The organism is Nocardioides oceani (assembly GCF_030412965.1).
Taxonomy (GTDB): domain Bacteria; phylum Actinomycetota; class Actinomycetes; order Propionibacteriales; family Nocardioidaceae; genus Nocardioides; species Nocardioides oceani.
In genome coordinates this window covers 601,093-624,858 of record NZ_JAUHJQ010000002.1, presented here as the reverse complement: position 1 = coordinate 624,858, position 23,766 = coordinate 601,093, and the positions used below count along the sequence as shown (strand labels likewise).

The 23,766-nt window shown below is 74.2% G+C and carries 23 protein-coding genes; 10 read left to right on the top strand and 13 right to left on the bottom strand.

Translation table 11 applies throughout. The features are described from left to right. Positions 1-34: 34 nt before the first annotated feature. Positions 35-1,270, bottom strand: a complete 1,236-nt coding sequence (locus QWY28_RS08575; RefSeq protein ID WP_300951999.1) for an MFS transporter — start codon at positions 1,268-1,270, stop codon at positions 35-37. 93 nt (positions 1,271-1,363) lie between these two features. On the opposite strand from QWY28_RS08575, the gene QWY28_RS08570 reads away from it, so the two are divergent. Next, positions 1,364-2,182 (top strand): DUF1028 domain-containing protein, encoded by an 819-nt coding sequence (locus tag QWY28_RS08570; RefSeq protein ID WP_300951997.1) that lies wholly within the window; start codon positions 1,364-1,366, stop codon positions 2,180-2,182. After that, the gene (glpK, locus tag QWY28_RS08565; RefSeq protein ID WP_300951995.1) at positions 2,179-3,654 is read left to right on the top strand and encodes a glycerol kinase GlpK; all 1,476 of its coding nucleotides are present in this window, start codon (positions 2,179-2,181) and stop codon (positions 3,652-3,654) included. The genes QWY28_RS08570 and glpK overlap by 4 nt, the downstream gene beginning before the upstream one ends. A 200-nt stretch (positions 3,655-3,854) precedes the next feature. On the opposite strand, the gene QWY28_RS08560 is transcribed toward glpK, so the two are convergent. Together QWY28_RS08560 and QWY28_RS08555 are read right to left on the bottom strand one after the other, a co-directional pair. Then, positions 3,855-4,775 (bottom strand): hypothetical protein, encoded by a 921-nt coding sequence (locus tag QWY28_RS08560; RefSeq protein WP_300951993.1) that lies wholly within the window; start codon positions 4,773-4,775, stop codon positions 3,855-3,857. Positions 4,776-4,801: 26 nt separating this feature from the next. After that, entirely contained in the window at positions 4,802-5,422 is a 621-nt protein-coding gene (locus QWY28_RS08555; protein WP_300951992.1) for a TetR/AcrR family transcriptional regulator, read from the bottom strand. A 56-nt stretch (positions 5,423-5,478) separates the two neighbouring features. Here QWY28_RS08555 and QWY28_RS08550 point away from each other — a divergent pair, with 56 nt between their 5' ends. Further along, a complete protein-coding gene (locus QWY28_RS08550) occupies positions 5,479-6,693 on the top strand; it encodes an oxygenase MpaB family protein (RefSeq protein WP_300951990.1) in 1,215 nt (404 codons plus the stop codon). A 140-nt stretch (positions 6,694-6,833) separates the two neighbouring features. Here QWY28_RS08550 and QWY28_RS08545 read toward each other — a convergent pair whose 3' ends face one another. The 5 genes from QWY28_RS08545 to QWY28_RS08525 all read right to left on the bottom strand — a co-directional run bounded on the left by QWY28_RS08545 (position 6,834) and on the right by QWY28_RS08525 (position 10,996). Further along, positions 6,834-7,505, bottom strand: a complete 672-nt coding sequence (locus QWY28_RS08545; protein ID WP_300951988.1) for a response regulator — start codon at positions 7,503-7,505, stop codon at positions 6,834-6,836. After that, complete coding sequence (locus tag QWY28_RS08540) at positions 7,502-8,023, bottom strand: flavin reductase family protein (RefSeq protein WP_300951986.1); 522 nt, start codon at positions 8,021-8,023, stop codon at positions 7,502-7,504. The genes QWY28_RS08545 and QWY28_RS08540 overlap by 4 nt, the downstream gene beginning before the upstream one ends. 37 nt (positions 8,024-8,060) lie before the next feature. Beyond that, positions 8,061-9,086 carry a DUF2804 domain-containing protein gene (locus tag QWY28_RS08535; RefSeq protein ID WP_300951985.1) on the bottom strand — a complete coding sequence of 342 codons (1,026 nt, stop codon included), beginning with the start codon at positions 9,084-9,086 and terminating at the stop codon, positions 8,061-8,063. A 9-nt stretch (positions 9,087-9,095) separates the two neighbouring features. Continuing rightward, positions 9,096-10,175, bottom strand: coding sequence for a MacS family sensor histidine kinase (macS, locus tag QWY28_RS08530; protein ID WP_439117240.1), 1,080 nt, complete (start codon positions 10,173-10,175; stop codon positions 9,096-9,098). An 86-nt stretch (positions 10,176-10,261) separates the two neighbouring features. Then, a complete protein-coding gene (locus QWY28_RS08525) occupies positions 10,262-10,996 on the bottom strand; it encodes a lysophospholipid acyltransferase family protein (RefSeq protein ID WP_300951983.1) in 735 nt (244 codons plus the stop codon). 58 nt (positions 10,997-11,054) lie between these two features. Here QWY28_RS08525 and QWY28_RS08520 point away from each other — a divergent pair, with 58 nt between their 5' ends. Then, positions 11,055-11,849, top strand: coding sequence for an alpha/beta hydrolase (locus tag QWY28_RS08520; protein ID WP_300951981.1), 795 nt, complete (start codon positions 11,055-11,057; stop codon positions 11,847-11,849). A gap of 10 nt (positions 11,850-11,859) precedes the next feature. Beyond that, on the top strand, positions 11,860-12,267 hold the full coding sequence (locus QWY28_RS08515; RefSeq protein ID WP_300951980.1) for a hypothetical protein: 408 nt from the start codon (positions 11,860-11,862) through the stop codon (positions 12,265-12,267). On the opposite strand, the gene QWY28_RS08510 is transcribed toward QWY28_RS08515, so the two are convergent. From QWY28_RS08510 to QWY28_RS08490, 5 genes are read right to left on the bottom strand one after another with little or no spacing between them, the layout of a single operon-like run. After that, complete coding sequence (locus QWY28_RS08510) at positions 12,264-13,208, bottom strand: ROK family protein (protein ID WP_300951978.1); 945 nt, start codon at positions 13,206-13,208, stop codon at positions 12,264-12,266. The two genes, QWY28_RS08515 and QWY28_RS08510, sit on opposite strands and share 4 nt — an antisense overlap. Before the next feature lie 10 nt (positions 13,209-13,218). After that, on the bottom strand, positions 13,219-14,160 hold the full coding sequence (locus tag QWY28_RS08505) for an ROK family glucokinase (RefSeq protein WP_300951976.1): 942 nt from the start codon (positions 14,158-14,160) through the stop codon (positions 13,219-13,221). Continuing rightward, on the bottom strand, positions 14,157-14,600 hold the full coding sequence (locus QWY28_RS08500; protein WP_300951975.1) for a hypothetical protein: 444 nt from the start codon (positions 14,598-14,600) through the stop codon (positions 14,157-14,159). Before QWY28_RS08500 ends, QWY28_RS08505 begins: the two co-directional genes overlap by 4 nt. Beyond that, a complete protein-coding gene (locus QWY28_RS08495; RefSeq protein ID WP_300951973.1) occupies positions 14,597-15,787 on the bottom strand; it encodes an ArsA family ATPase in 1,191 nt (396 codons plus the stop codon). The genes QWY28_RS08500 and QWY28_RS08495 overlap by 4 nt, the downstream gene beginning before the upstream one ends. A gap of 8 nt (positions 15,788-15,795) precedes the next feature. Next, positions 15,796-16,230, bottom strand: coding sequence for an SRPBCC family protein (locus QWY28_RS08490; protein ID WP_300951971.1), 435 nt, complete (start codon positions 16,228-16,230; stop codon positions 15,796-15,798). A 154-nt stretch (positions 16,231-16,384) separates the two neighbouring features. Here QWY28_RS08490 and QWY28_RS08485 point away from each other — a divergent pair, with 154 nt between their 5' ends. From QWY28_RS08485 to QWY28_RS08465, 5 genes are all read left to right on the top strand, one after another. Next, positions 16,385-18,175, top strand: coding sequence for an AMP-dependent synthetase/ligase (locus QWY28_RS08485; RefSeq protein WP_300951970.1), 1,791 nt, complete (start codon positions 16,385-16,387; stop codon positions 18,173-18,175). Between the two features lie 209 nt (positions 18,176-18,384). Beyond that, positions 18,385-19,125, top strand: a complete 741-nt coding sequence (gene cpaB, locus QWY28_RS08480; RefSeq protein WP_300951968.1) for a Flp pilus assembly protein CpaB — start codon at positions 18,385-18,387, stop codon at positions 19,123-19,125. A gap of 5 nt (positions 19,126-19,130) precedes the next feature. Then, positions 19,131-20,327, top strand: coding sequence for a CpaE/TadZ family protein (locus QWY28_RS08475; protein WP_300951967.1), 1,197 nt, complete (start codon positions 19,131-19,133; stop codon positions 20,325-20,327). Between the two features lie 4 nt (positions 20,328-20,331). After that, positions 20,332-21,864: a TadA family conjugal transfer-associated ATPase gene (locus tag QWY28_RS08470; protein ID WP_300951965.1), complete on the top strand. Its 1,533-nt coding sequence runs from the start codon at positions 20,332-20,334 to the stop codon at positions 21,862-21,864. Further along, positions 21,864-23,765 (top strand): type II secretion system F family protein, encoded by a 1,902-nt coding sequence (locus QWY28_RS08465; protein WP_300951964.1) that lies wholly within the window; start codon positions 21,864-21,866, stop codon positions 23,763-23,765. Before QWY28_RS08470 ends, QWY28_RS08465 begins: the two co-directional genes overlap by 1 nt. The last annotated feature ends 1 nt before the right edge of the window (position 23,766 follow it).

Below are 23,766 nucleotides of genomic sequence, written 5' to 3'. Positions count from 1 at the left end.
GTTCCAGACGCGCCTGACCCTAGTGCGCCCCGCGTCACACCGGTAGCGGGTCCGGACGGTTGGTCACCCGGTCGGCCGCGACCGGCAGCACCCGCCCGAGCCGGGCCGCGAGCACGGCACCGAGGAGGGAGACGGCGGTGAGCGCCAGCCACACCGGGGCCGCGCCGGCGTCAAGCAGCCAGGCGAAGGTCACCGGCGCGATCGTGCTGGCGAGGTTCCAGGCCAGCTGGATGAGCGAGAGGTAGCGGCCGCGCAGGTGCTCGGGCGCCGCCTCCGCGCCGAGCGCGCCGAGGACGGGACCGCCGAGCAGCTCGCCGACCGTGTAGACGACGGTCCCCACCAGCACGACCGCGACGCCGACCGCGACACCGGCGGGGCCGGCGCCGAGCAGGACCACGAACGACACCGCGAAGACCAGGTCGGCCAGCACGAGCACCCGCCAGCGCCGGGCGCCGGTCATGGCCCGGACGACCAGCCCCTGGCCCAGCCCCACCATCACCGTGTTGAGCGTGAACACCGCGCCGGTCACCCAGCCCGACAGCCCCAGGACGGTCGTGGCGTAGACCGGCATCGCCACGTTGAGCACCATCATCGAGAAGCAGTAGGTCAGCTGCACGCTCCACAGCAGCCAGTACGGCCGGTCGCGCAGCACGGTCGCCCACGAGCCGCTCACCGCGCGGTGGCCGGCCGGCGCCGGGGCCGGCACGGCCAGCAGGAGCACGAACGCGACGACGTACGACGCGGCGTTGGCGACCACGACGGCGGCGTACGCCTCCTGGGTGCCGACGGTGATCGCCGCGCCCGAGACGAGGCCGCCGACCGCGAAGCCGACGTTGCGCAGTGCCCCGAGGAACCCGAACCACGCCTCGCGCTCCCCCGGCCGCGAGATCGCGGCGACGATCGTGCCGTAGGAGCCCCAGAACGCGGTGCGCCCGACGGTGACCACGACGGTCCAGAGGGTGAGGCCGAGGAACGAGTCGGTGACGAGGTACGCCGCGAAGCCGAGCGCCTGCAGGGCGTTGCCGGCGAGCAACACCTGCTTGGCGCCCAGCCGGTCGACGACCCCGCCGAGGACCGGACCGACGGGCAGCGCGATCAGCGAGGCCAGCGACAGCACCCCGCCCACCTGGACGAGCGAGAGGTCGGTCGTCATCAGGAAGTACAGGACCGAGACCGGCATGAAGACACCGCTGCCGACGGCGTCGATCGCGATGGCCGTCACGAACCGCCGGTGCGGTCCGATCGAGGGGAACCCGAGACGTTGCAGCACTCGCGGATCCTCCCCCGGGACCGCGTCGCGGACCGGCACCGGGCGCGCGACGGGCACCGTGTCGCCCGCGCCCACGCTCGCTACCCTCCGGGCATGACGTTCTCGATCGTGGCCCGCTCCGCCGACGGTGAGTCCTGGGGGGTCGCCGTCGCCTCGAAGTTCCTCGCCGTCGGGGCCGTCGTGCCGGCCGCGGTCGCCGAGGTCGGCGCGATCGCGACCCAGGCCGACGCCAACGTGGCGTACAAGGGCATCGCGCTGTCCCACCTCGACGAGGGCGCGACCGCGCAGGTCGCGCTGGACCGGCTGCTGGAGGAGGACGAGGGGCGCGACGACCGCCAGGTCGGGATCGTCGACGTCGACGGCGGCGCCGCCACCCACACCGGTGACGCCTGCCTGGACTGGGCCGGCGGCGCGACCGGCGAGGGGTACGCCGTGCAGGGCAACGTGCTCACCGGGCCCGAGGTCGTCGAGGCGATGCAGCGGGCCTTCGAGTCCTCCGACCCGGCCGCTCCCCTGGCGCGGCGGCTGCTCGCGGCGCTCGCGGCCGGCGACGAGGCGGGCGGTGACAAGCGCGGACGGCAGTCGGCGGCGCTGCTGGTGGTCAGCGAGGGGGCGGGGTACGCCGGCGGCGACGACATCGCCGTCGACCTGCGCATCGACGACCACGCCGCGCCGGTCACCGAGCTCGCGCGGCTGCTCGACCTCAACGACCTCTACCTGACCGCCTCCACCGAGGACGAGAAGGTGCCGGTGGACGACGAGCTGGACCGCGAGCTCCAGACCTGGGCCGCCGAGCGCGGCCACCGCGACTTCGCCGCGTGGGTCGGCACCGAGAACTACGAGATGCGGGTCGCCCCGGACCTCGCCTGGATCGACCGGCGGGTCCTGGCGATCGTGCGGGGCGAGGCGTGAGCATCCTGGCGATCGACGCCGGCACCACCGGCGTCACCGCGGTCGTCGTCACGCGCGACGGGCGGATCGCCGCGAAGGGTTACCAGGAGTTCGCCCAGCACTTCCCCCAGCCCGGCTGGGTCGAGCACTCCCCCGAGGAGATCTGGCAGGCCACGCTGGAGGCCTGCCGCGACGTGCTCGGGCAGGTCGACCGCTCCGAGCTCGAGGGCATCGGCATCACCAACCAGCGCGAGACCGTCCTGCTGTGGGACCGCGAGACGCTCGGCTCGCCCCGGCGCGCGATCGTCTGGCAGGACCGGCGCACCGCCGACATCTGCACCCGGCTGCGCGACGCCGGCCACGAGGAGCGGGTCGCCGAACTGACCGGGCTGCGGCTCGACCCGTACTTCTCCGGCACCAAGCTGGCCTGGATCGCCGAGCACGAGCCGCACACCTGGGCACTCGTCGAGCAGGGGCGGTACGCCGTCGGGACGGTCGACTCCTACCTCGTCGCCCGCATGACGCGCGGCCTGCACCACGTCACCGACGTCTCGAACGCCTGCCGCACGCTGCTGATGGACCTCTCCACCGGCGAGTGGAGCGACGAGCTGTGCTCGCTCTTCGGGGTCCCCCGCGACGCGCTGCCGGACCTGGCGCCCAACTGGGGCGAGCTCGCCGTCACCGATCCGCGGTCCTTCCTCGACCTGTCGCTGCCGATCGCCGGGCTCGCGGGCGACCAGCAGTCGGCGCTCTTCGGCCAGACCTGCTTCGAGGTCGGCGACTCCAAGTGCACCTACGGCACCGGCTCGTTCATCCTCACCAACTGCGGCACCGAGCTGCCCCGCTCCTCGGCCGGCCTGCTGTCCACCGCCGCCTGGCGCTCCCCGGACGGGGAGCTGACCTACGCCCTCGAGGGCGCGATCTTCGTGACCGGCGCCGCGGTGCAGTGGCTGCGCGACGGCCTGCAGATCGTCGGCTCGGCCGCCGAGACCGCCGCCATCGCCGCGACCGTGCCGTCCGCGGAAGGGGTGGTCTTCGTCCCGGCCCTGACCGGCCTGGGCGCCCCCCACTGGGACCCGCACGCCCGCGGCCTGATCATCGGCGTCACGCGCGGCACCACCCGCGCCCACCTCGTCCGGGCCACCCTCGAGGCGATCGCCTTCGAGGTCCGCGACGTGCTCGAGACGATGCCGGCCCGGCTGTCCTCGCTGCGGGTCGACGGCGGTGCGTCGGCCAACGACCTGCTGTGCCAGGTGCAGGCGGACCAGGTCGGCGTGCCCGTCGAGCGGCCCGAGCTGGTCGAGACGACCGCCCTCGGCGCGGCCTTCCTCGCCGGGCTCGGCACCGGTGTCTGGTCCTCCACCGACGAGCTGCGCGAGACCTGGGCCCTCGACCGCTCCTTCACCCCCGGCCGCGACCGCACGGCGTACGACGCCTCCCACGCGCGGTGGCGCGAGGCGGTCGAGCGGTCCAAGGGCTGGGCGCTCGTCTGACAGCCTCGCGTCCAGGCCTCTGGGCGGATGGTCCGCCACCGGTGCGCCCTTTCGCCCGGCGCCAAGGGCCAGGTGTGCCGGACCATCCGGCAGCCCGGTCGGGCGTGTAGGGATAGTCACGGACGTTCTCGTCCTCGGTGAGGACGCCCGAGGACGTTTTCGTCCGTGACTACCCCCGCAACCGGGCACGCCGTACGCCGTCAGCCGCCGAGCTTGTCCAGGGCCGCCCGGGCGGCGTCGCGGGCGCGGGTGAGGTCGGCGACGGAGGACTGCGCCTCGTCGCGGGTGTCCTCGGCCTCGGCCAGCTCCTCGTCGAGGGCGTCGTGCTCCTCCTCGAGAGCGGCGATCCGGGCGCGGAGCTCCTCGATCTCGGCCTGCAGCTGGAGGCCGCGGGCCTCGAGCCGGGAGACCTCCTCGCCCGCCTCGTCGAGGCCGGACCGGGCGTCGGCCAGCTCGGACTCCGCCGCCTCGAGCCTCTCCTCGGCCGCGCGGCGTACCTTCGCCTCCGCCTCGGGGTCGGGGACGACTTCCAGCTTGGGCCGCGCGGCTGGGGCGGACGAGCGGGGGGCGGCCTCGCGCGGCGCGGCCGCGAAGCCGAGCGCCTCGGGCAGCGCGACGGCGGCGCCGGCGTCGACCTCGTCGACGCCCGTCGCCTCGATGGCGCTGACGAGCAGGCCGCTGCGGACCGCCTTCGCGCACCCCTCGTCGACCATCGCCGCGGTGAGGGTGGCGGCGACCTGGTCGGCGACCGCCTCGGTGACCCGGAGACCGCGGTCCTTGGCGACCGCACGGGCCTGGCTGGTGACCGCCGCGGTCAGCTGGCGGCGCTGCTTGGTGAGCGTGCGGAGCTCGTCGGCCGACATCGACGCCTGCGCCTCGCGCAGGGCGGCCCCGACGGCGAGGACCTGGTCGACCTGCTCGGTCTCGTGCCGCACCAGCAGGTTGACCACCCACGCGGCCGTGGACGGCTTGCGCAGCGCCTTGACCGGCTTGGCGAGCTCGGCGAGGTCGGTGCCCTTGAGCTCCTTGGCCCGGGCGTCGCGGGCGGGGGTGAAGTCCGCGAGGTCGAGCGCGTACAGCTCGTCGGCGATCGCCAGCAGCTCCCCCGTCGCGTCGGCCATGACGGGAACCTACCCACCCGGCCCGGTCACGAGCGCAGGCCGGCCACCAGCATCGAGGTCGCCACGTCGACCAGCGCCTCCCGGTCCGACCCCGGCGGGCGGAACAGCGCGATGCGGAGCGCGGTCGCGACGACCACGCCCATCGTCATGAAGACGAGGGACTCCAGGCGTTCGGGGGGTACCTCGGGCAGGTGCCGCCGCGGGATCACCGCGGCCAGCTGGAAGAGGTCGCGCTCGATCTCCGGCAGCACGTTGGCGTTGCTGCCGCCCGGCTGGGCGTCGACCATCGCCAGCACGACCGGTCCGTGCCGCTCGAACCCCCCGACCAGGGTCGTGACGATCTCCCGGACGGCCGGCTCGAGCTCCAGGTCGAGCGCGCGCACCACCGCCTCCCGCAGGTCGCGGTCGACTGCGGCGACCGCCTCGTCGCGCAGCGCGGTGATGATCTCGGCCTTGTCGTTGAAGTAGCGGTAGAAGGTCCCCGTGCTGACGTGGGCCCGCTCGACGATCGCCGTGGTGGTCAACCGCTCGGCGCCGCGCTCCTCCAGGAGGTGAAGAGCGGCGTCGAGGAGCGTCCGGCGCATCTGGACCGCTCGCTGCTGGGTGGGCCGGATACGTTGCCGGTGCGCCACGAGCCGGACCTCCATGGAGTCGAGCGAGAAGTGAATGGAAGATGAGACATCCTCACTTCTAGGCTCGGTCCATGCAAGCGACCGGTCACCCGCCGACCCTGCCGACCACGCTGCGCCACGTCGAGCTCGCGGAGCAGCGCTACCCGCGGCTGGCGCCGACGTACCTCGCCGCCATGTGGGACGGCGACCCGCTCGCCGACGCCTTCGCCGAGGACCTGGCGCGGGTCGGCCACGGCAGGGGCATGCGGATGCTGCGGACCGCGTGCCGCCAGGGCATCGGCGCGGTGCCGGACGCGCCCGACTCCCTGCGGGCGCTCTTCGCGCAGCTCGACGACGCCCCCGACTGGGTCGACCTCGAGGCGATCGACCGGGCGGCGGCGCACCTGGGGCGGTACACCCGCCAGGCCGGGATCGTGCTGGGGGCGGCGTCACTGGTCAGCGGCTACGCCAACTCCGCGGCGTCGCGGCCGCTGGAGATGACCGGTCGCTACATCGAGAACGCCGGCATGCGCACGATCGAGGTGGGCTCCTGGCTGGTGGCGGTCAACGAGCGGGGTGGCCTGGGCCGCCACGAGGAGGGCTTCGAGCTGACCGTGCGGGTGCGGGTCATCCACGCCCTGGTCCGACAGGCATTGCTGCGCGACGAGCGCTGGGACGCCGCTGCGTGGGGCGTGCCGATCTGCCAGTCCTACCTGGCCTACACGCTCATCGAGTTCTGCCTGATCCCGCTGCGCGGCATGCGCGCGATCGGTGCGCCGTACCGACCGCACGAGCAGGCGGCGTACTACGCCCGCTGGCGCTACATCGGCCACCTGCTCGGCATCGACGAGCGTTTGCTGCCCACCGACGAGGCCGAGCAGGAGGCGCTCGAGGGGATCTACCTGCTCACCCGCCCGCCGGTCGACGAGTACTGCCGCGAGCTGGTCGGCGCGATCAACAGCGAGTTCCTCGTCCCGGAGATCGAGCAGCTGGTCCCCGAGCGGCTCCACCCCGTCGCGCCGCGGGTCGTCGCGGCGCTCGAGCGGGTCTTCATCGGCGACGCGATCGCCGACGAGCTCGGCGTCGCCGACACCCGGCTCAAGCACGTCGTCCGCGCCGCCGGGCCGGTCCTCGGCGGCGTCAACGCCGCGCTCGACCGGCTGCCGTTCACGCTCGGGCCGCGCACCCGGATGGGCGAGCGCTACCGGGAGGCGCAGGACGTGCGGCTGCGGACGCGGTACGGCGTGCAGCACGACCTCGTCGACGCCTCCCCCGGCGGCGGCCGACCCCACCCGGCCCGCGGCTGAGGGCACCGGCGGGCGCCGCCGGTCCCGGCTCGGCCCGGCCCCACTTCTCAGGGGAGTCCCGCACTTCTCAGGGGAGATCTGCCCCGATATGTGCAGGAGTCCCCGGTTGACCGGGGACTCCTGCAGCGGCCGCGCCCCGCTCAGTCCTCGTCCAGCCCCTGCTGGATCGCCCACCGCGTGAGCTCGACGCGGTTGTGCAGCTGCAGCTTGCGCAGGGTGTTCTGCACGTGGTTCTGGACGGTGCGGTGGGAGAGCACGAGCCGCTCGGCGATCTGCTTGTACGACATCCCCTTCGCGACCATCTTCAGCACCTCGGTCTCCCGCTCGGTCAGCTGCGGCTGGGCCGGGTCGGCGGAGGCGGTGGGGTCCGCGAGCCGCCGGAACTCGCCGAGCACCAGGCCGGCGAGGCCGGGGGTGAAGACGGTGTCGCCGTGCGCCACGCGACGTACGGCGTCGAGCAGCTCGGCCCGCGAGGCGGACTTGACGAGGTAGCCGGTCGCCCCGGCCTTGACCGCCTCGAGCACGTCGGCCTGCTCGCCGGACGCGCTGAGCACCAGCACCCGGGCCGAGGGGTCGTGGGCGAGCGCCTCACGGGTGACCTCGACCCCGTCGGGGGCCGGGATCTGGAGGTCGAGCACGACCACCTGCGGCCGCGCCGCCTTGAACCGCGCGAGCGCCTCGGCGCCGGTCGCCGCGACCGCGACCACGTCGAAGCCCGCCTGCTGCAGGTCGCGCTCGACGGCGTCGCGCCACATCGGGTGGTCGTCGACCACCATGACCCGCAGCTGCTCGTCGCCAGGACCGGTGCTCATCGGGCCTCCTTCTCCTGACCGAGCCGCAGCCACCGTCCGCGCCGGTGCCCGAGCGGGTCGACGTCCTCGCCGGCGACCGCGGCGGACACCCGGCAGGTCACGAGCAGCGACCACCCGGCGAGCGCCTCGTCGACGAGGTCGACGTCCGCCCAGGTCGTGGCGGTCGCGAGGCGCGGGCCGTGCGCCGAGTCGGCGAACTCCGCCTGCCGGAACAGCCCGCCGGGGGCCGGCGCGGTGCCGGCGAACATCTCGGCCAGGCCGCGGTCGGCCCAGGAGAGCAGCTGGACGACCGCGCGGCCGGTGCGGCGCAGCTCCGCGACCAGGTCGGAGTCCGGGTCGAGCAGCGCGAGCACCTGCGGCGTCTCGCCGTGGGCGACCATGAGCGAGGTGACCGTCAGCCCGGCGCGGTCCTCGGCGTCGCCGGCGGTCCACAGGGTGACGGTGCCCCCGAGCCGGCCGCGGAAGCGACGTACGGGGTCGTCCTCACTGGCGAACGGATGGGTGTCGTGGATGGTCATCGCGCCCGAGGCTAGCGAGCCGGCCACGCCGCCCGCCTCACCAGCGGTTGTGGACGTCCTCGGCCCAGCCGACGACGTCCTCGACCCGCACCCACGCCCCGCTCTCGTCGCGCACCCGCCCGGCCCAGTGGCCGAAGCACTGGTGGGTGCGGGAGGCGAAGACCTTGAGGTCGGTCACCGACCGCTTGAGGTGGAACGGCGTGAACGTCAGCTCGACCGTGGTGCCGGTGACCCGCCACGGCGCCAGCCAGTCGTCGCGGTCGTAGTCCCAGACCAGCTCCTCGCTGATCTTGGTGAGCCGCCCGTCGACGACCAGCGCGTTCTCGACCGACCCGGTGCCGTCGGTCCACTGCCCGCCGACCTGGATGCCGACGACGCGACCGTCGGTGCGACCGGAGCCGGCGCCCCAGTTCCACCGCACGTCGTAGGGCCAGCGCCCCCGGCCGTGGTCGAGGGTCGCCCACGACTCCCCCGCCGGTACGTCGGCGGCGACGCCGTCGAGCCGGACGGTGCCGGTCGCGGGGCGGGCGACGTCCTTGACGGTGTACTGGAAGAGCCGGTCGCTCCACGGCACCACGACGCCGAGGCACTCGTGCCCCGGCGGCCGGTGGGCGACGACGTCGACCTCGACCCGCGGGCCTCGTGCCCGCAGCCGGGTGCCGCCCTCGACCTCGTCGACCTGGATGGCCACCTGCCTGGTGCGCGAGCGGACCGGTCCCGCGCCGAGCGTCCCGGGCAGGGTGGCGCTGCGCCCGGTGACCCCGATCGCGTCGTGGGCGACCGCCTCGCCGGTGCGCCGGTCGAGCAGCCAGATGCCGTGCACGGCGGCGTAGTCGATGTCGGAGGTCACCAGCGCGACGACGTGGGTCGGGGTGGTGACGGCCCAGTACTCCCACCGCTTGTTGCGGCCCCGGCCGACACGGCCGCGGCCGATGCCGTCGGTGGTGTGGAGCGGCGTGCGGGTCCAGCCGACCGCGGCGGGGTCCAGCCGGCCGTCGGGCAGCGTGAGCGACACCGGGGCGGTGATCTCGCGCTCGGTCACGGGCAGCGGGCGGGCAGGCACGGGCGGAGACTAGCCACGCGGGTCACCCACGGGGACGACGATCTCCCACTCGGTGCCGAAGGACCCGGTCGAGAGCGTGGCCGTGCCCCCGAGGTCCGCGACCCGGCCGCGGATCGACCCGCTCACCCCGAGCCGGCCCTCGGCGGCCGCCTGCTCCAGCCGGCCCGCGGGGATGCCGGGACCCTCGTCGCGGACCGACACCTCGACCCGGTCCGGGAACGCCTCGAGCAGCACCCAGGCGGGGGCCCGCTCGCCGACGTGCACCGCCACGTTGTCCAGGCAGGCGCCGACGACGGCGCACAGCTCGTGGACCACCTCCGCGGGCAGCTCGACCGGGGTGGCGGGGGCCGCGACGCTCACGGCGGCGCGGGACTCCAGGCGACCGAGCTCGACGGCCAGGTCGAGCGTCGGCGCCGCACCGGCCGCGGCCCCGGCGGCGTCCGTGGTCCGCTCCTGGGTGCGGATCAGGGTGCGCAGCCGCGACTCCTGCTCGCCGGCGAGCCGGCCGAGCTCCGCCGCCTCGCCGCCGAGCTCCGCCCCGCGCCGCTGCACCAGGGAGAGCACCTGGAGGACGCCGTCGTGGACAGCGCGGGCCAGCCGGGCCCGCTCGGCCGCCGCGGCGGCCGAGCGCTCGGCGCGGTCGCGCTGGACGGCCATCTCCTGCAGCGACCCGCACATGAACCCGACGATCGGGCCGCCGATGACGATGAGGAAGACGTTCCCGTAGTTGGCCTGGGTGACCTCCTGGCGGACCAGCAGGTCGACCGCCGCCAGGACGGCCGCGGCCACCAGACCACCCACCCAGCGGTAGCGGACGGCCCAGGCGAGCAGCGCCCCGGCGACCCAGAAGCCAGGGACGGTCGCGTTGAACCCCTCGCCCTTGACGACCGGGGTCGCCGCCAGGAGCGCCACCGCCACGGCGAGGTCCGCGGCCAGCAGGCCGGCGGTCCGGCGCCGGGGCGCGGCGTACGCCCCCACGGCGAAGGCCGTCCAGGCGACCATGACCACCACGCACAGCACGCCGCCGGCCGGCCGCTGGAAGTTCTCGGCGCGGTAGAGGTTGAGCACCACCGCGTTGGCCAGCGTCACCCCGCGCAGGACCGCCAGCGCCCGGAAGAGCCGGTCCTCGACGGCCAGCCCGGCGGACGCGCCGTCCGGCAGGTCGCGGCCTGCGCTCAGGACGCCTTCTTCTGCTGCTCGGCGGGCTGCTCGCCCCGCTCGGCCTTCTTCGACTCGGCGTCGGCCTTCTTGGCCTGTGCGGCGTACATGTCGACGTACTCCTGGCCGGAGAGCCGCATGATCTCGTACATGATCTCGTCGGTCACCGAGCGGAGGATGTAGCGGTCGTTGCTCATCCCCTCGTAGCGGGAGAAGTCCAACGGTTTGCCGAAGCGCACGACCGGACGGGTGAACGTGCCGAAGGTCTTGCCCGGGGGCGCGACGACGTCGGTGCCGACGACGGCGACCGGGATCACCGGCACGCCGGTCTCGAGCGCGAGGCGGGCGACGCCGGTCTTGCCGCGGTAGAGCCGGCCGTCGTGGCTGCGGGTGCCCTCCGGGTAGATGCCGAACAGCCCGCCCTCCTGCAGGATCCGCTTGGCCGCCGTGAGCGCGCCCTCGGCCGCGCTGGCGCCGCCCCGGTCGATCGGCACCTGACCGGCGCCGGAGAAGAACTGCTTCTGGAACCAGCCCTTGACGCCGGGGCTGGTGAAGTACTCCGCCTTCGCCACGAACGTCACCCGGCGCGGCAGGGTGAGCGGCATGAAGAGCCAGTCGGCGTAGGACAGGTGGTTGCTGGCGAGGATCGCCGGGCCGTCGGCGGGGACGTTGTCCGCGCCGGTCACCTGCGGCCGGAAGATGACCCGCAGGAACGGCCCGAGGGCCACCCACTTCAGGAACCAATAGAACACGCGGCGCACCTTCCAAGACCCGGCCCGGACGGGGCAACCCTAGACCTAAGGTGCGGGCATGACGACCGCGCCGAACGCCGGCCCCGCGATCCACCCCCTGGCCGCCCCGCTCTCCGTGCCCGCCCGCCCCGAGCTGACCGGCGGCCGCCGCGTCGGCGTGCTGCTCAGCCACGGCTTCACCGGGCAGCCGGCGTCGATCAAGCCGTGGGGCGAGGCGCTCGCGGAGCGGGGGTACGGCGTCGAGGTGCCGCGGCTGCCGGGCCATGGCACCACTTGGCAGGACTGCAACACCACGACGTGGGACGACTGGTACGCCGAGCTGTCGCGGGCCTTCGCCGACCTGCGGCGCGACCATGACGCGGTCGTCGTCGGCGGGCTGTCGATGGGCGGCGCGCTCACGCTGCGGCTGGCCGCCGACCACGGCGACGCCGTGGCGGGGGTCGTGGTCGTCAACCCCGCGCTGGCCACCGGGCGCAAGGACGTCACGCTGCTCCCCGTGCTCAAGCACCTCGTCGGGAGCTTCCCGGGCATCGCGAACGACATCAAGAAGCCCGGCGTCGAGGAGCACGGCTACACCCGCACGCCGCTCAAGGCCGCCCACTCGATGTTCCGCGCCTGGCCCGGCCTCGTCGCCGACCTGCCCCGCGTCACCGCCCCGCTGCTCTACCTCCGCTCGACCGTCGACCACGTCGTCGACGAGCTCACCCAGCCGCTGGTGGTCGCCGGGGTGTCCTCGCGCGACGTGACCGAGGTGTCGCTCCCGGAGAGCTACCACGTCGCCACCCTCGACCACGACCTGCCGACGATCGTCGAGGAGACCGCGGCGTTCGTGAAGCGGGTGACCGCGGCGTAGCCTCGACCCCGTGAAGCGGGACGACGAGGACGACGTCTGGCGCGCGATCGTCGAGAACTACGGCGAGCGCCCGACGCTCGACGAGGACCCGCCCGCGCCCACCGTCGACGCCGGCCCGCCGACGTACGACGTGCCGCTCCCGGAGGATCCGGGCAGCGACCTCGCGCGGGCCGACGAGGAGCGGTTCGTCCCGCCGGCTCCCCCGCCGCTGCCGCGTCCGCGCGGCGCGCGGGCGGTCGGGTGGGCCGGCGTCTTCGGCGCGCCCGCGGTGCTGCTGGTGTGCCTGGTGGCCGGCGTCGGGCTGCCGCAGCTGCTGTCCTACCTGCTCGTCGGCTGGTTCGTCGGCGGCTTCCTCTACCTCGTCCTGCAGATGCCCCGCGGCCCGCGGGACCCCTGGGACGACGGCGCCCAGCTCTAGGCCCGGCGGCGGGCGAGCATCGCCCCGCCGACGATCCCCGCCTCCGGCCCGAACCGGGCGCGGACGACCTCCGGGACGGTGCGGTGCGCGGCGCCGACCAGCGACCGGGTGAGCGCCCGGCGGGCGGGGTCGAGCAGCAGGTCGTCGGCCGCGGAGACCCCGCCACCGACGACGACGAGCGCGGGGTCGAAGGCGGCGACCAGGTTGGCGATGCCGACGCCGAGCCAGTCCCCCACGGACGCGAACGCGGCGGCGGCCACCCGGTCCCCTCGCTCGGCGGCCTCGGTCACCATCGGTCCGACGACGGCCTCCGGGTCGCCGCCGCACAGCTCGTCGAGCACGGTGGCCTCGCGCCCGACGCCGCTCCGCGCGAGCCGGACGAGCGCGTTGCCGCTGGAGTACTGCTCCCAGCACCCCGCGCCGCCGCACTCGCACGCGTGGCCGTCCGGCACCACCTGGGCGTGCCCGAACTCCCCGGCCATCCCGTTGGTCCCGCGGTGGACGCGGCCGCCGATCACGACCGCGCCGCCGATCCCGGTCCCCATCGTGACGAGCAGGAAGTCCTCGACACCCGCCGCGGCACCGAGCGCGCCCTCCGCGAGCGCCGCGCAGTTCGCGTCGTTGTCGAGCGCGACCACGGTGCCCCAGCGCTCGGCGAGCCGGTCGCGGACGTCCTCGCCCTGCCAGGGCAGGTGCGGCGCGAACATCACCCGCTCACCCGCGGCGTCGACGAACCCGGCGGCCGCGAGGCCCACGCCGTCGACCCGCCGGCCGTCGGCGACCTCCGCGACGGCCTCGGTCAGGGCCTGCTCGACCAGGGCGGCGTCGACGCGACGGCCGGGGGTGGCCCGTCGGGCGGTACGCCGCACCGTGCCGTCGGCGTCGACCTCGCCGGCCAGCACCTTGGTGCCGCCGACGTCGACGCCGATGTGCAGGCTCACGCGCCGACCCTCAGTGGCGGGCGAGGTCGGCGGCGCCGATGAGGCCCGCGCGGTTGCCCAGCCGGGCGCGGCGGATCTCGAGCGTCGGCCGGTGGCCGCGCGCCGGGAGCTCGGCGACGAACGCCGTGCGGATCGGGCCGAGCAGCAGCTCGCCGGCCTCGCTGACGCCGCCGCCGACGACCACGACGGCCGGGTCCAGCACGGCGGCCAGCGACGCGATGCCCTCGCCGAGCCAGCGGCCCAGCTCGGCCAGCTGCGCCACCGCGAACGGGTCGCCGGCACGGGCGGCCTCGGTGATGAGCGGACCCGTGATCGCGAGCGCGTCGCCGCCGGCCCGGGCGAGCAGGCCGCGGGCCGCCAGGGACCCCTCGACCGCGGCCGCGCGCGCGTCGCGGACGAGCGCCGACCCGCTGGCGTACTGCTCGAAGCAGCCGCGGTTGCCGCACCCGCAGCGGATGCCGTCCGGCACGACCCGCATGTGGCCGATCTCCGCGCCCGCGCCGAACGCGCCGCGGTGCAGCCTGCCGTCGAGCACGATGCCGCCGCCGATGCCGGTGCCGACCGTCACGAGCAGCAGGTCGTCGACGTCGTGGCCGGCGCCGAAGACGAACTCGCCCCAGGCCGCGGCGTTCGCGTCGTTCTCCACCACGACCGGCAGCTCGACGCGCTGCTCCAGCTCCGCCTTGAGGGGTACGTCGCGCCAGGCGATGTTCGGCGCGAACATCACCACCGAGCGGGCCTTGTCGACGTAGCCGGCCGCCCCGACGCCGACGGCCGTGATCTCGTGGCGGGTGCGCAGGTCGGCGACCAGGCCGGCGATCGCGTCCTCGATCGCCTCGGCGTCGGTCGCCGGCGACTCGACCCGCAGCTCCTCGAGGATCGTGCCCTCGCTGTCCACCACGCCGCCGGCGATCTTCGTGCCACCGACGTCCACGCCACACGTGAGCGTCATTCCTCGTCCTCCGGCCACTCGTCGGTCCCCGTGTCGGGGTCCAGGTCGATCCGTTCCACCCGCGTGCCGGCGTCCGGCGGCGGGCGACGGTCCTGCGGGACCGCCGTCGCCATCGCCTCGGCGGCCGCCTGCAGCAGCGAGGAGGCGGCCGCCGTCAGGTGGGCCCGCACCTCGGGGCTCGTCCGGCGCACCGCCTGGACCGCCCGGCAGACCGGGCACCAGGTGCACTCGGGGGCGCCGGTCGCGAGGTGCTCGTCCAGCCCGTGGGCGGCCGCGGCGGCCTGCGCCGCGAAGCCCGAGAACCCGGCGCCGAGACCGTCGCCCTGGTCCTGCGCCCAGTCGCCGAGTGCGCCGAAGAGCTTGGCCGCCTCCTCGGCGACGCTGCCCACGTCCTCACCGTCGGGGCCGGCTGCGTCGCCCGGCCGCTGCTCGTCGCTCATGCGCTCGCTCCCCGCGAGCGGTCGTGGCGGGCGCGGAAGCGGACCTGCAGCTCGCCGTCCTCGACCCGGGCGCCGGCCACGTCGAGGTGCACGAGCGCGGCGGGCAGCGTGATCGGGCGGCGGTAGGACCCGACGGTCACGACCAGCTCGTCGTGCGTGCGCGCGAGGTCGACCTGGTCGCGGGCCACCAGCGGCAGCCGCAGGCGCAGCACCGCGCCGTCGGCGGTCCGCGTGACGCGGAACGGCCCGTCGCCGGTGGGCACCACGAGCGGGTCGGCGCCGGCGTACACCTCCTCGGCGAGGTCGCGGAGCGCCTCGACGCCCACGGGCTCGGCCGGCCGGTACCGCGAGCGCCAGACCGGCAGCCCGACGAAGGACTGGTCGACCTCGGCGAGGACCTGCTGCTGCGCGGCGACCCAGCCGGCGCGCCAGTCGTCGCCGTCGGCGTCCGGGAAGACCCGGTTGGCGACGACCCCGTCGACGCGGTAGCCGTAGAGCGACAGCGTGGTCCAGCTGCGGCGGGCCTCCGCGACGACGACGGCCTCGGGGGTGAGCACGAGGCGCACGCTCGCCGACGGGCCCTGGAGCAGCGCCCGGACCTCGTCGAGCTCGGCGTGCAGCCGCTCGACGGCGTCGAAGACCGACCCGCCCGGCATCGGCACCCCGGCCGCGCGCGCGAGCACCGGCTTGAGGGTGCTGACGACGCGGGCCTGGAGCGGGAAGACCCGCTGCATGTACCACCCGAGGGCCTCGGGCAGCGCCAGCAGCCGGAGCGTCTCGGCGGTGGGCGCGCAGTCGACGACGACGACGTCCCACGCACCGGAGAGGACCTGGAGCCGCAGCTCGAGCAGCGCCAGCACCTCCTCGGCGCCGGGGAGGACGGTCAGCTCCTCGGCCGCGACCCGGTCGACGCCGGCGGCGTCGAGGACCGAGAGGAGGTAGCGCTGCACCTCGCCCCACGACTCCTGGAAGCGCAGCTGGGCGTCGACCTGCTGGACGAACAGCCGGTCGGCCACCTCGGTGGGGTCCGGCCCCACGGGCACGCCGAAGGCGTCACCGAGCGAGTGGGCCGCGTCGGTGGACAGCACCAGCGTGCGGTGGCCCGCGGCGGCCGCGAGCGCCGCCGTACCAGCCGCGACCGTGGACTTGCCGACACCGCCCTTGCCGGTGAGGAGGAGGAGACGCATCGGGCGCGTCAGCGCGACTCGACGCGCTTCTTCAGACCCTTCAGCGCCGTGTCGATGAGGATCTTCTCGCCCTTGCGCTTCAGCATCCCGATGAGCGGGATCGAGACGTCGAGGGCGAGCCGGTAGGTCACCTCGGTCGAGCCGCCGAGGTCGCGCAGCACGTAGGCGCCGTCGAGCGCCCGCATCATCTGGCCCTCGACCAGGGTCCAGGTGACCTCGCGGTCGCCGTCCCACTGGTACTCCAGGGTGTACTCGTCCTTGATCGGCGAGACGTCGAGGGCGAAGAACACCCGCTCGGCCCGGCCGTCGGGGTAGGTCGAGACGACGTCGGCGGTCCGCACGCCCTTGGCCCACTCGGGGTACGCCGCGAAGTCCGCGATCACCGTCATCACGTCGGCCGGCGCGGCGTCGACGGTGATCGACGACGTGGTCTGTTCGGCCATGGCGGGGCCCCCTGGAGGTCGCGGCTGCTGGGCGGGGTCGGCGGGTGGATCGATGCGGCAGCGTACCGGATGGGAGGGGCGTCCTCGGGCGGCGGTAGCCTGCGACGAGGCGTCCGACCGGGCGCCCGTACCGACGTGTCCGGAGGAGTGCAGCGTGCGGGAGTTCTCCACGCCCCTGACGATCGAGGTCCCGGGGACCGGCAACCTGACCGACGACGTGGTGAGGAACGCCGAGGAGGCGCCCGACGCCGTCGTCTTCAGCCGGCCGGCGGGCGACGGGGGCTGGTCCGACGTGACCGCCGCGGAGTTCCTCGCCGAGGTCTCCGCCGTCGCCAAGGGCCTGGTCGCGGCCGGCATCGAGACCGGCGACCGGGTCGCGCTGATCTCCAAGACCCGCTACGAGTGGACGCTGCTCGACTACGCCATCTGGTTCGCCGGCGCGGTCACCGTGCCGATCTACGAGACCTCCTCGGCCGAGCAGATCGAGTGGATCCTGCGCGACAGCGGCGCCCGGGCGATCGTCGCGGAGACCGACGACCACGTCGCGCGGGTGGCCGAGGTGCGCGCCGGGCTCGAGGCGCTCAACCACGTGTGGTCGCTGACCGACAACGCCGTCGAGGTCCTGGGCCGCCTCGGCGCCGACATCGCCGACGAGGAGCTGGAGAAGCGGCGTACGACGGCGACGCCGCTGGACCTCGCGACGCTGATCTACACCTCCGGCACCACCGGGCGCCCCAAGGGCTGCATGCTCACCCACGGCAACTTCATGTTCGAGCTCGGCGTCGCGGTCGACGAGCTGCACCGGCTCTTCGACACCGAGGGCGCCTCGACGCTGCTGTTCCTGCCGCTCGCGCACGTCTTCGCCCGGATCATCCAGGTCGGCTGCGTGAAGTCGCGGACCCGCCTGGGCCACTCCCCCGACATCAAGAACCTCCTGCCGGACCTGCAGTCGTTCCGGCCGACCTTCATCCTCGCCGTGCCGCGCGTCTTCGAGAAGGTCTTCAACACCGCCTCGCAGAAGGCGACGGCGGAGGGCCGCGGCAAGATCTTCGACCGCGCGGCCGACGTCGCCATCGCCTGGTCGCGCGGCCTGGACAAGGGCCGGCCCTCGCTCGCCGTCCGCGCCCAGCACGCGCTGTTCAGCAGGCTGGTCTACGGCAAGCTGCTCGACGCGCTCGGCGGCAACTGCCAGTTCGCGGTCTCCGGCGGCGCGCCGCTGGGCGACCGGCTCGGCCACTTCTACCGCGGCATCGGGCTGACGGTCCTCGAGGGCTACGGGCTCACCGAGACGACCGCGGCGCTGACCGTCAACCTCCCCGACGCCCAGAAGGTCGGCTCCGTCGGCCGCCCGATCCCGGGCACCGCGGTCCGCGTCGCCGACGACGGCGAGCTGCTCTTCCGCGGTGGCCAGGTCTTCGCAGGCTACTGGGAGAACGAGGACGCCAGCCGCGAGGCGCTGGAGGCCGACGGCTGGTTCCACACCGGCGACGTCGGTGAGGTCGACGAGGAGGGCTTCGTCAAGATCACCGGCCGCAAGAAGGAGATCATCGTCACCGCCGGCGGCAAGAACGTGGCACCGGCCGTGCTCGAGGACCGCCTGCGTGCGCATGCGCTCGTCGACCAGTGCGTCGTGGTCGGCGACGGCCAGCCGTTCATCGCCGCACTGGTGACCCTCGACCGCGAGTCGCTGCCGGTGTGGGCCGAGGCCCGCGGCAAGTCCGGCGACCTCGAGCAGCTGGTCGACGACCCCGACCTGCGCGCCGAGATCGAGTCCGCCGTGGAGGACGCCAACAAGGCGGTCTCCAAGGCCGAGTCGATCCGCAAGTTCACCATCCTCGCGGCGGAGTGGACCGAGGAGGGCGGACAGCTCACCCCGAGCCTGAAGCTGAAGCGGAACGTCGTCATGCGCGAGTTCCGCGCCGACGTCGACGCCCTCTACTCCTGACCGGCACCCCGGCACGTCCCGGCGCGCGTCACCCGTACGGGTGGCGCGCGCTGCCGTTCCCGCCATTTCCCCGCGGGAACTGATGGGGCCGCCTAGCATCGTTGCTCGGTGCGTCCGCTCGGGGAGGAGCGGACCGTTGCCGCATGGGACAACGCTGGACCGTCGGAGGGGGCTCCCGACGTTCCTCACAGGACGGAGAGGTTCTGTCGATGGATCGACGAAGGATCCTGCTGATCGCCGCTGCGCTCGTCGCTGCCCTCGGCGCGGTGCTGGTCTTCCTGTACGTGCGGGGGGCCGACGAGCGCGCGGAGGACCGGTTCGCCACGGTCGACGTGCTGCGGGCGACCGCGCCGATCGCCAAGGGCGAGAAGATCGAGGACGCCCTGGCCGCCGGCAAGGTGGCGCTCGAGCCCGTTGCGCAGGACCAGGTGCTCGAGGGCGCGCAGTCCGACACCGAGCTCTTCAGCGGCCAGCTCGCGCTGGTGCCGATCTATCCCGGTGAGCAGCTGATCCCTGCCAAGTTCGGCGGCGCCGCGCAGGTCTCGGCCGACACCGGACTGCAGCTGCAGAAGGGCCAGGTCACCGCCACGGTGAACCTCACGGACACCGCCCGGGTGGCCGGCTTCGTCAACCCCGGCTCGCAGGTCGCGGTCTTCTTCAACGGCGCGGACCCGAGCACGGGCCAGCCGTTCACCCGGCTGCTGCTGCCGAAGGCCACGGTGCTGGCCGTCGGCTCGACCACGCCGGTCTCGACGACCACGACCGACCAGACCGGTCAGCAGACCGTCGAGCAGCTGCCGCGGACGCTGATCACCCTGGCGCTCACCCAGGACGAGGTCGAGCGGGTGATGTTCGCGCAGGGCAACGGCGAGCTGGCCTTCGCCCTCGTCGGCGAGGGCACCAGCGTGCGCCCCGGACCGGGCGTCACTAACCAGAACCTGTTCAGGTAGTCGACGTGCCCGTCGTCGTCGATCCCGAGAACTCCACCGTCGCCGCGCTCCTGGCCGGTCTGCCCACCGGCGCGCAGGGCGTGCTGTCGGTCGACCGCATGCAGGCCTGGCTCACCCAGCACACCGACGAGTACGTCGTCGTGCTGGGCCCGCACCTGGCGCTGGAGGAGACCGTCGCGGTGTGCGAGGGCCTGCGCACCTCCCGGCCGACCGTCAGCGTGGTGCTCGTCCGCGACGAGCTCGACACCGCCACCCTGGCCGGCGCGATGAAGGCCGGGGCCCGTGATGTCGTCGCCACCGACGACGTCACGGCGCTCGAGGCCGCCGTCGACCGCGCCTACCAGCTGCACCTGGCCCTCCGCGGACCCTCGGGCGCCGCGCACGTCGGCCGCGTCGTCACGGTCTTCTCCCCCAAGGGCGGCGTCGGCAAGACCACGATGGCGGTCAACCTGGCGCTGGCGCTGACCGACCAGGGCGCCCGCAAGGTGTGCCTGGTCGACCTCGACCTCGGCTTCGGCGACGTCGCGATCACCATGCAGCTCTTCCCCACCCACTCGATCGAGCAGGCCGTCGGCGCCGAGGACTCCCTCGACGTGGCCATGCTCGACGGGCTGCTGACCCGGCACCAGGAGTCCCTCATGGTGCTGGCCGCCCCCGCCCACCCCGACGTGCGGGAGCGGGTCACCGCCGCGCTGGTGACCAGGATCCTGCGCACGCTGCGCGAGACCTTCGACTACGTCGTCGTCGACACCGCGCCGGCCTTCGACGAGCAGACGCTGACCGCCCTGGACGAGACCGACGAGTGCGTCATCGTCGCGACACTGGACGTGCCGACCCTGAAGAACGTCAAGGTCGCGCTCGAGACGCTGGAGATGCTCAACATCGCCCGCGGCCACCGGCACCTGCTCCTCAACCGGGCGGACGACGCCGTGGGCATCGGCCCGGACAAGGTCGAGGCGATCCTCGGCATGGGCGTGGCCACCCAGGTGGAGAGCTCCATCGACATCGCGGCCGCGACCAACTCCGGCACGCCGATCCTGCTGGAGAACCCCACCCACCAGTCCAGCACCGCCATCCGCGACCTCGCCGTCCGCCTCGCGGGCGAGACCGTCGCGGCCCCTCGCTCCGCCGGGGCCCCCGAGGAGGGGGCCGACCCGGCCGAGTCCGAGAAGCCCGCCCGCCGGTTCCGTCTCCGGAGATGACCAGATGAGCTCCCTGTCCGAACGCCTCGCCGCCGCCCGCCGCGCAGACCCGTCCGGGCCGTCCGAGCCGTCGGGCGCCGTCCACCCCGCCGGCCCCGAGGTGGGCGCGGCCGGTGACGCCGCGCACGACGGCACGACGGTGGTCGACCCCGCACGCGACCAGCCCGCCGGCGCGGCCGCGGCCGGGGCCGCCGCGAACGCCGCCGCGGCGGTGAGGCGCAAGGCCGACGCCGCGCCCCGGCGTACCCTCGGCACGTCGCAGGCCGACCGCATCGAGGAGCTGAAGAGCAGCGTCCACACCGAGCTGCTCCAGGAGCTCGGACCGCACCTGTACGACGCCGACATGGACCAGGACGAGCTGGACCAGCGGGTCCGCACGGTCCTCGCCGACGTGCTCGCCTCGCAGGACCGGCCCCTCAGCAGCGGCGACCGCGCGCGCGTCACCCAGGAGATCAGCGACGACATCCTCGGCTACGGGCCGATCCAGCCGTTCCTGCGCGACCCCGACGTCTCCGAGGTCATGGTCAACGGCCACCGCTCGATCTGGCTGGAGAAGAACGGCCGGCTGCAGCCCGCCGACGCCCACTTCGTCGACGAGGCGCACCTGCGCCGGACCATCGACAAGATCGTCTCCCGCATCGGCCGACGCGTCGACGAGTCCAGCCCGATGGTCGACGCGCGCCTGCCCGACGGCAGCCGCGTCAACGCCGTCGTCCCGCCGCTGGCCGTCGACGGCTCCGCCCTGACGATCCGGAAGTTCGCGACCGACCCGCTGACGGCCACCGACCTGGTCTCGTTCGGCTCGTTGACCCCGCAGACCTGCGACTTCCTCGACGCCTGCGTCCGCGGCCGGCTCAACATCATCGTCTCCGGCAGCACCGGCGCCGGGAAGACCACGACGCTCAACGTGCTGTCGTCGTTCATCCCCTCCGACGAGCGCATCGTGACGATCGAGGACGCCGCGGAGCTGCAGCTCAAGCAGGACCACGTCGTGCGCCTGGAGTCGCGGCCGGCCAACATCGAGGGCAAGGGCGCGGTGCACATCCGCGACCTGGTCCGCAACAGCCTGCGGATGCGCCCGGACCGGATCATCGTCGGCGAGGTCCGCGACGCCTCCGCGCTGGACATGCTGCAGGCGATGAACACCGGCCACGACGGATCCATCTGCACCCTGCACTCCAACGGCCCGCGCGACACGCTCTCCCGCATGGAGACGATGGTGCTGATGGCCGGCATGGACCTGCCCGTGCGCGCCATCCGCGAGCAGGTCGCGTCCGCGGTCGACGTGATCGTGCACCAGACGCGCTTCAAGGACGGCACGCGCCGGATCACCCACATCACCGAGGTCGAGCGGATGGAGGGCGACGTGATCACGCTGCAGGACATCTTCGTCTTCGACACCTCCGCCGGGTTCGACACCCACGGCCGCACGCTGGGCCGCCTGCGACCCACCGGGCTGCGTCCGAAGTTCCTCGACAAGATGGCCTACGCCAACGTCACCGTCGACCCGATGCTGTTCGCGACGGACCGGATCTGATGCGACGAGCCGTCCTCCGACTCCTCGCCCTGGCGGCCGCGGTCGCGCTGGGCCTCGCACCGTCCGCGGCGCTCGCCGCGGACGGATCGGTCGCGCACGTCGAGACGACCGCCGACGGGTTGCAGGTCCTCGTCTCGGTCCCGGCGGACGTCGAGGTCGACCTCGACGACGTGACGGTCACCGTCGACGGGGTGGCCTCGCCCGCGACCGCCGCACCCGCCGGCACGTCGGCGGCCGTACGGCGTACCGCCGTCCTGGCGATCGACACGAGCAACTCCATGCGCGGCGACCGCTTCGGGTCGGCGAAGGCGGCCGCGCTCGCCTTCGTCCGGACCGTGCCGAAGGACGTCGAGCTCGGCATCGTCAGCTTCGCCGGGACGGTCACCGAGGCGCTCGCGCCGACGACGGACCGCGACGCCGCCCGCGAGGTCATCCGCTCGCTGTCGCTGAGCCAGGAGACGCTGCTGCACGACGGCGTGCTCGCGGCGGTGGAGATGGCCGGCGGGGAGGGCCAGCGCTCGCTGCTGGTCCTCTCCGACGGCGCCGACACCTCCGGCACGCCGCTCGAGGACGTGACCTCCGCGGTCGAGGAGTCCGGCGTCGCGCTGGACGTCGTCGCGCTCGAGCAGGGCGACGCAGCGCTGGCCGCGCTCCGCGAGCTGGCCGGGGCCGGCTCCGGGCGACTGATCGAGGCCGGCCGCACGGCGCTGGCCGACACGTTCTCCGCCGAGGCCGAGGCGCTCGCCCGCCAGGTCCTGGTCACGACGTCCGTGCCCGAGGGCGTCACCGACGCCGAGGCGACCGTCGAGGTCACGCTCGGCGGCGAGGACCCCGTGGTCGCCCAGGCCTTCACGACCGTCCAGGGCGCCGCCCCGGTCGCCGCCTCCGCTCCCCCGCCGGTCGTCGAGGACGCAGGCTGGGTCCCGCCGTCCTGGGTGATGTACGCCGGCGTCGGCACGCTCGGGCTCGGGCTGGTCGCCCTCGTCGTGCTCCTGGTGCCGCGCGCCCCGGCGGCGCCCACCGCCGAGGAGCGGTTGACGCGCTACACCGCCGCCACGGGGCCCGGCGCCGCGGAGGGCCCGCGCCTCGACGCCGACCAGGCGCTCGCTCAGGCCAAGGACGCCGCGGCCACGGTGCTGCGGCGCAACCAGTCGCTCGACGCCCGGATCACCCACCGGCTCGAGGGCGCCGGGAGCGAGCTGAAGTCCTCGGAGTGGCTGCTGGTCCACCTCGGCGTGCTCGTCGCCGCGGGGCTCGTCGGGCTGCTGCTCGGCCGCGGCAACATCGTCATCGGGCTGCTGTTCCTCGTGCTGGGCGCGCTGGGCCCGTGGCTCTACCTCGGGGTCCGGCGCTCGCGGCGGCGCAAGGCGTTCAACGCGCTGCTGCCCGACACCCTCCAGCTGATGTCCGGGTCGCTCGCGGCCGGTCTCTCGCTGGCGCAGTCGGTCGACACGATCGTGCGCGAGGGTGCCGACCCGGTCGCCACGGAGTTCAAGCGGGTGCTGGTCGAGACCCGCCTCGGCGTACCGCTCGAGGACGCGCTGGAGGGGGTCGCCGAGCGGTTCGAGTCCAAGGACTTCGAGTGGGTCGTCATGGCGATCAAGATCCAGCGTCAGGTCGGCGGCAACCTGGCCGAGCTGCTCGACACCGTGGCCGCGACCATGCGGGAGCGGGAGTACCTGCGTCGGCAGGTCGCCGCGCTCGCCGCCGAGGGCAAGCTGTCCGCGTGGGTGCTGGGCTGTCTCCCGCCGGTGTTCATGTTCTACCTCTTCCTCACCCAGCGCGACTACGTGATCGTGATGTTCACCGAGCCGCTCGGCATCCTGATGCTGATCGGTGCCGCGGTGATCCTCAGCGTCGGCGCGTTCTGGATGAGCAAGCTGGTCAAGGTGGAGGTGTGAG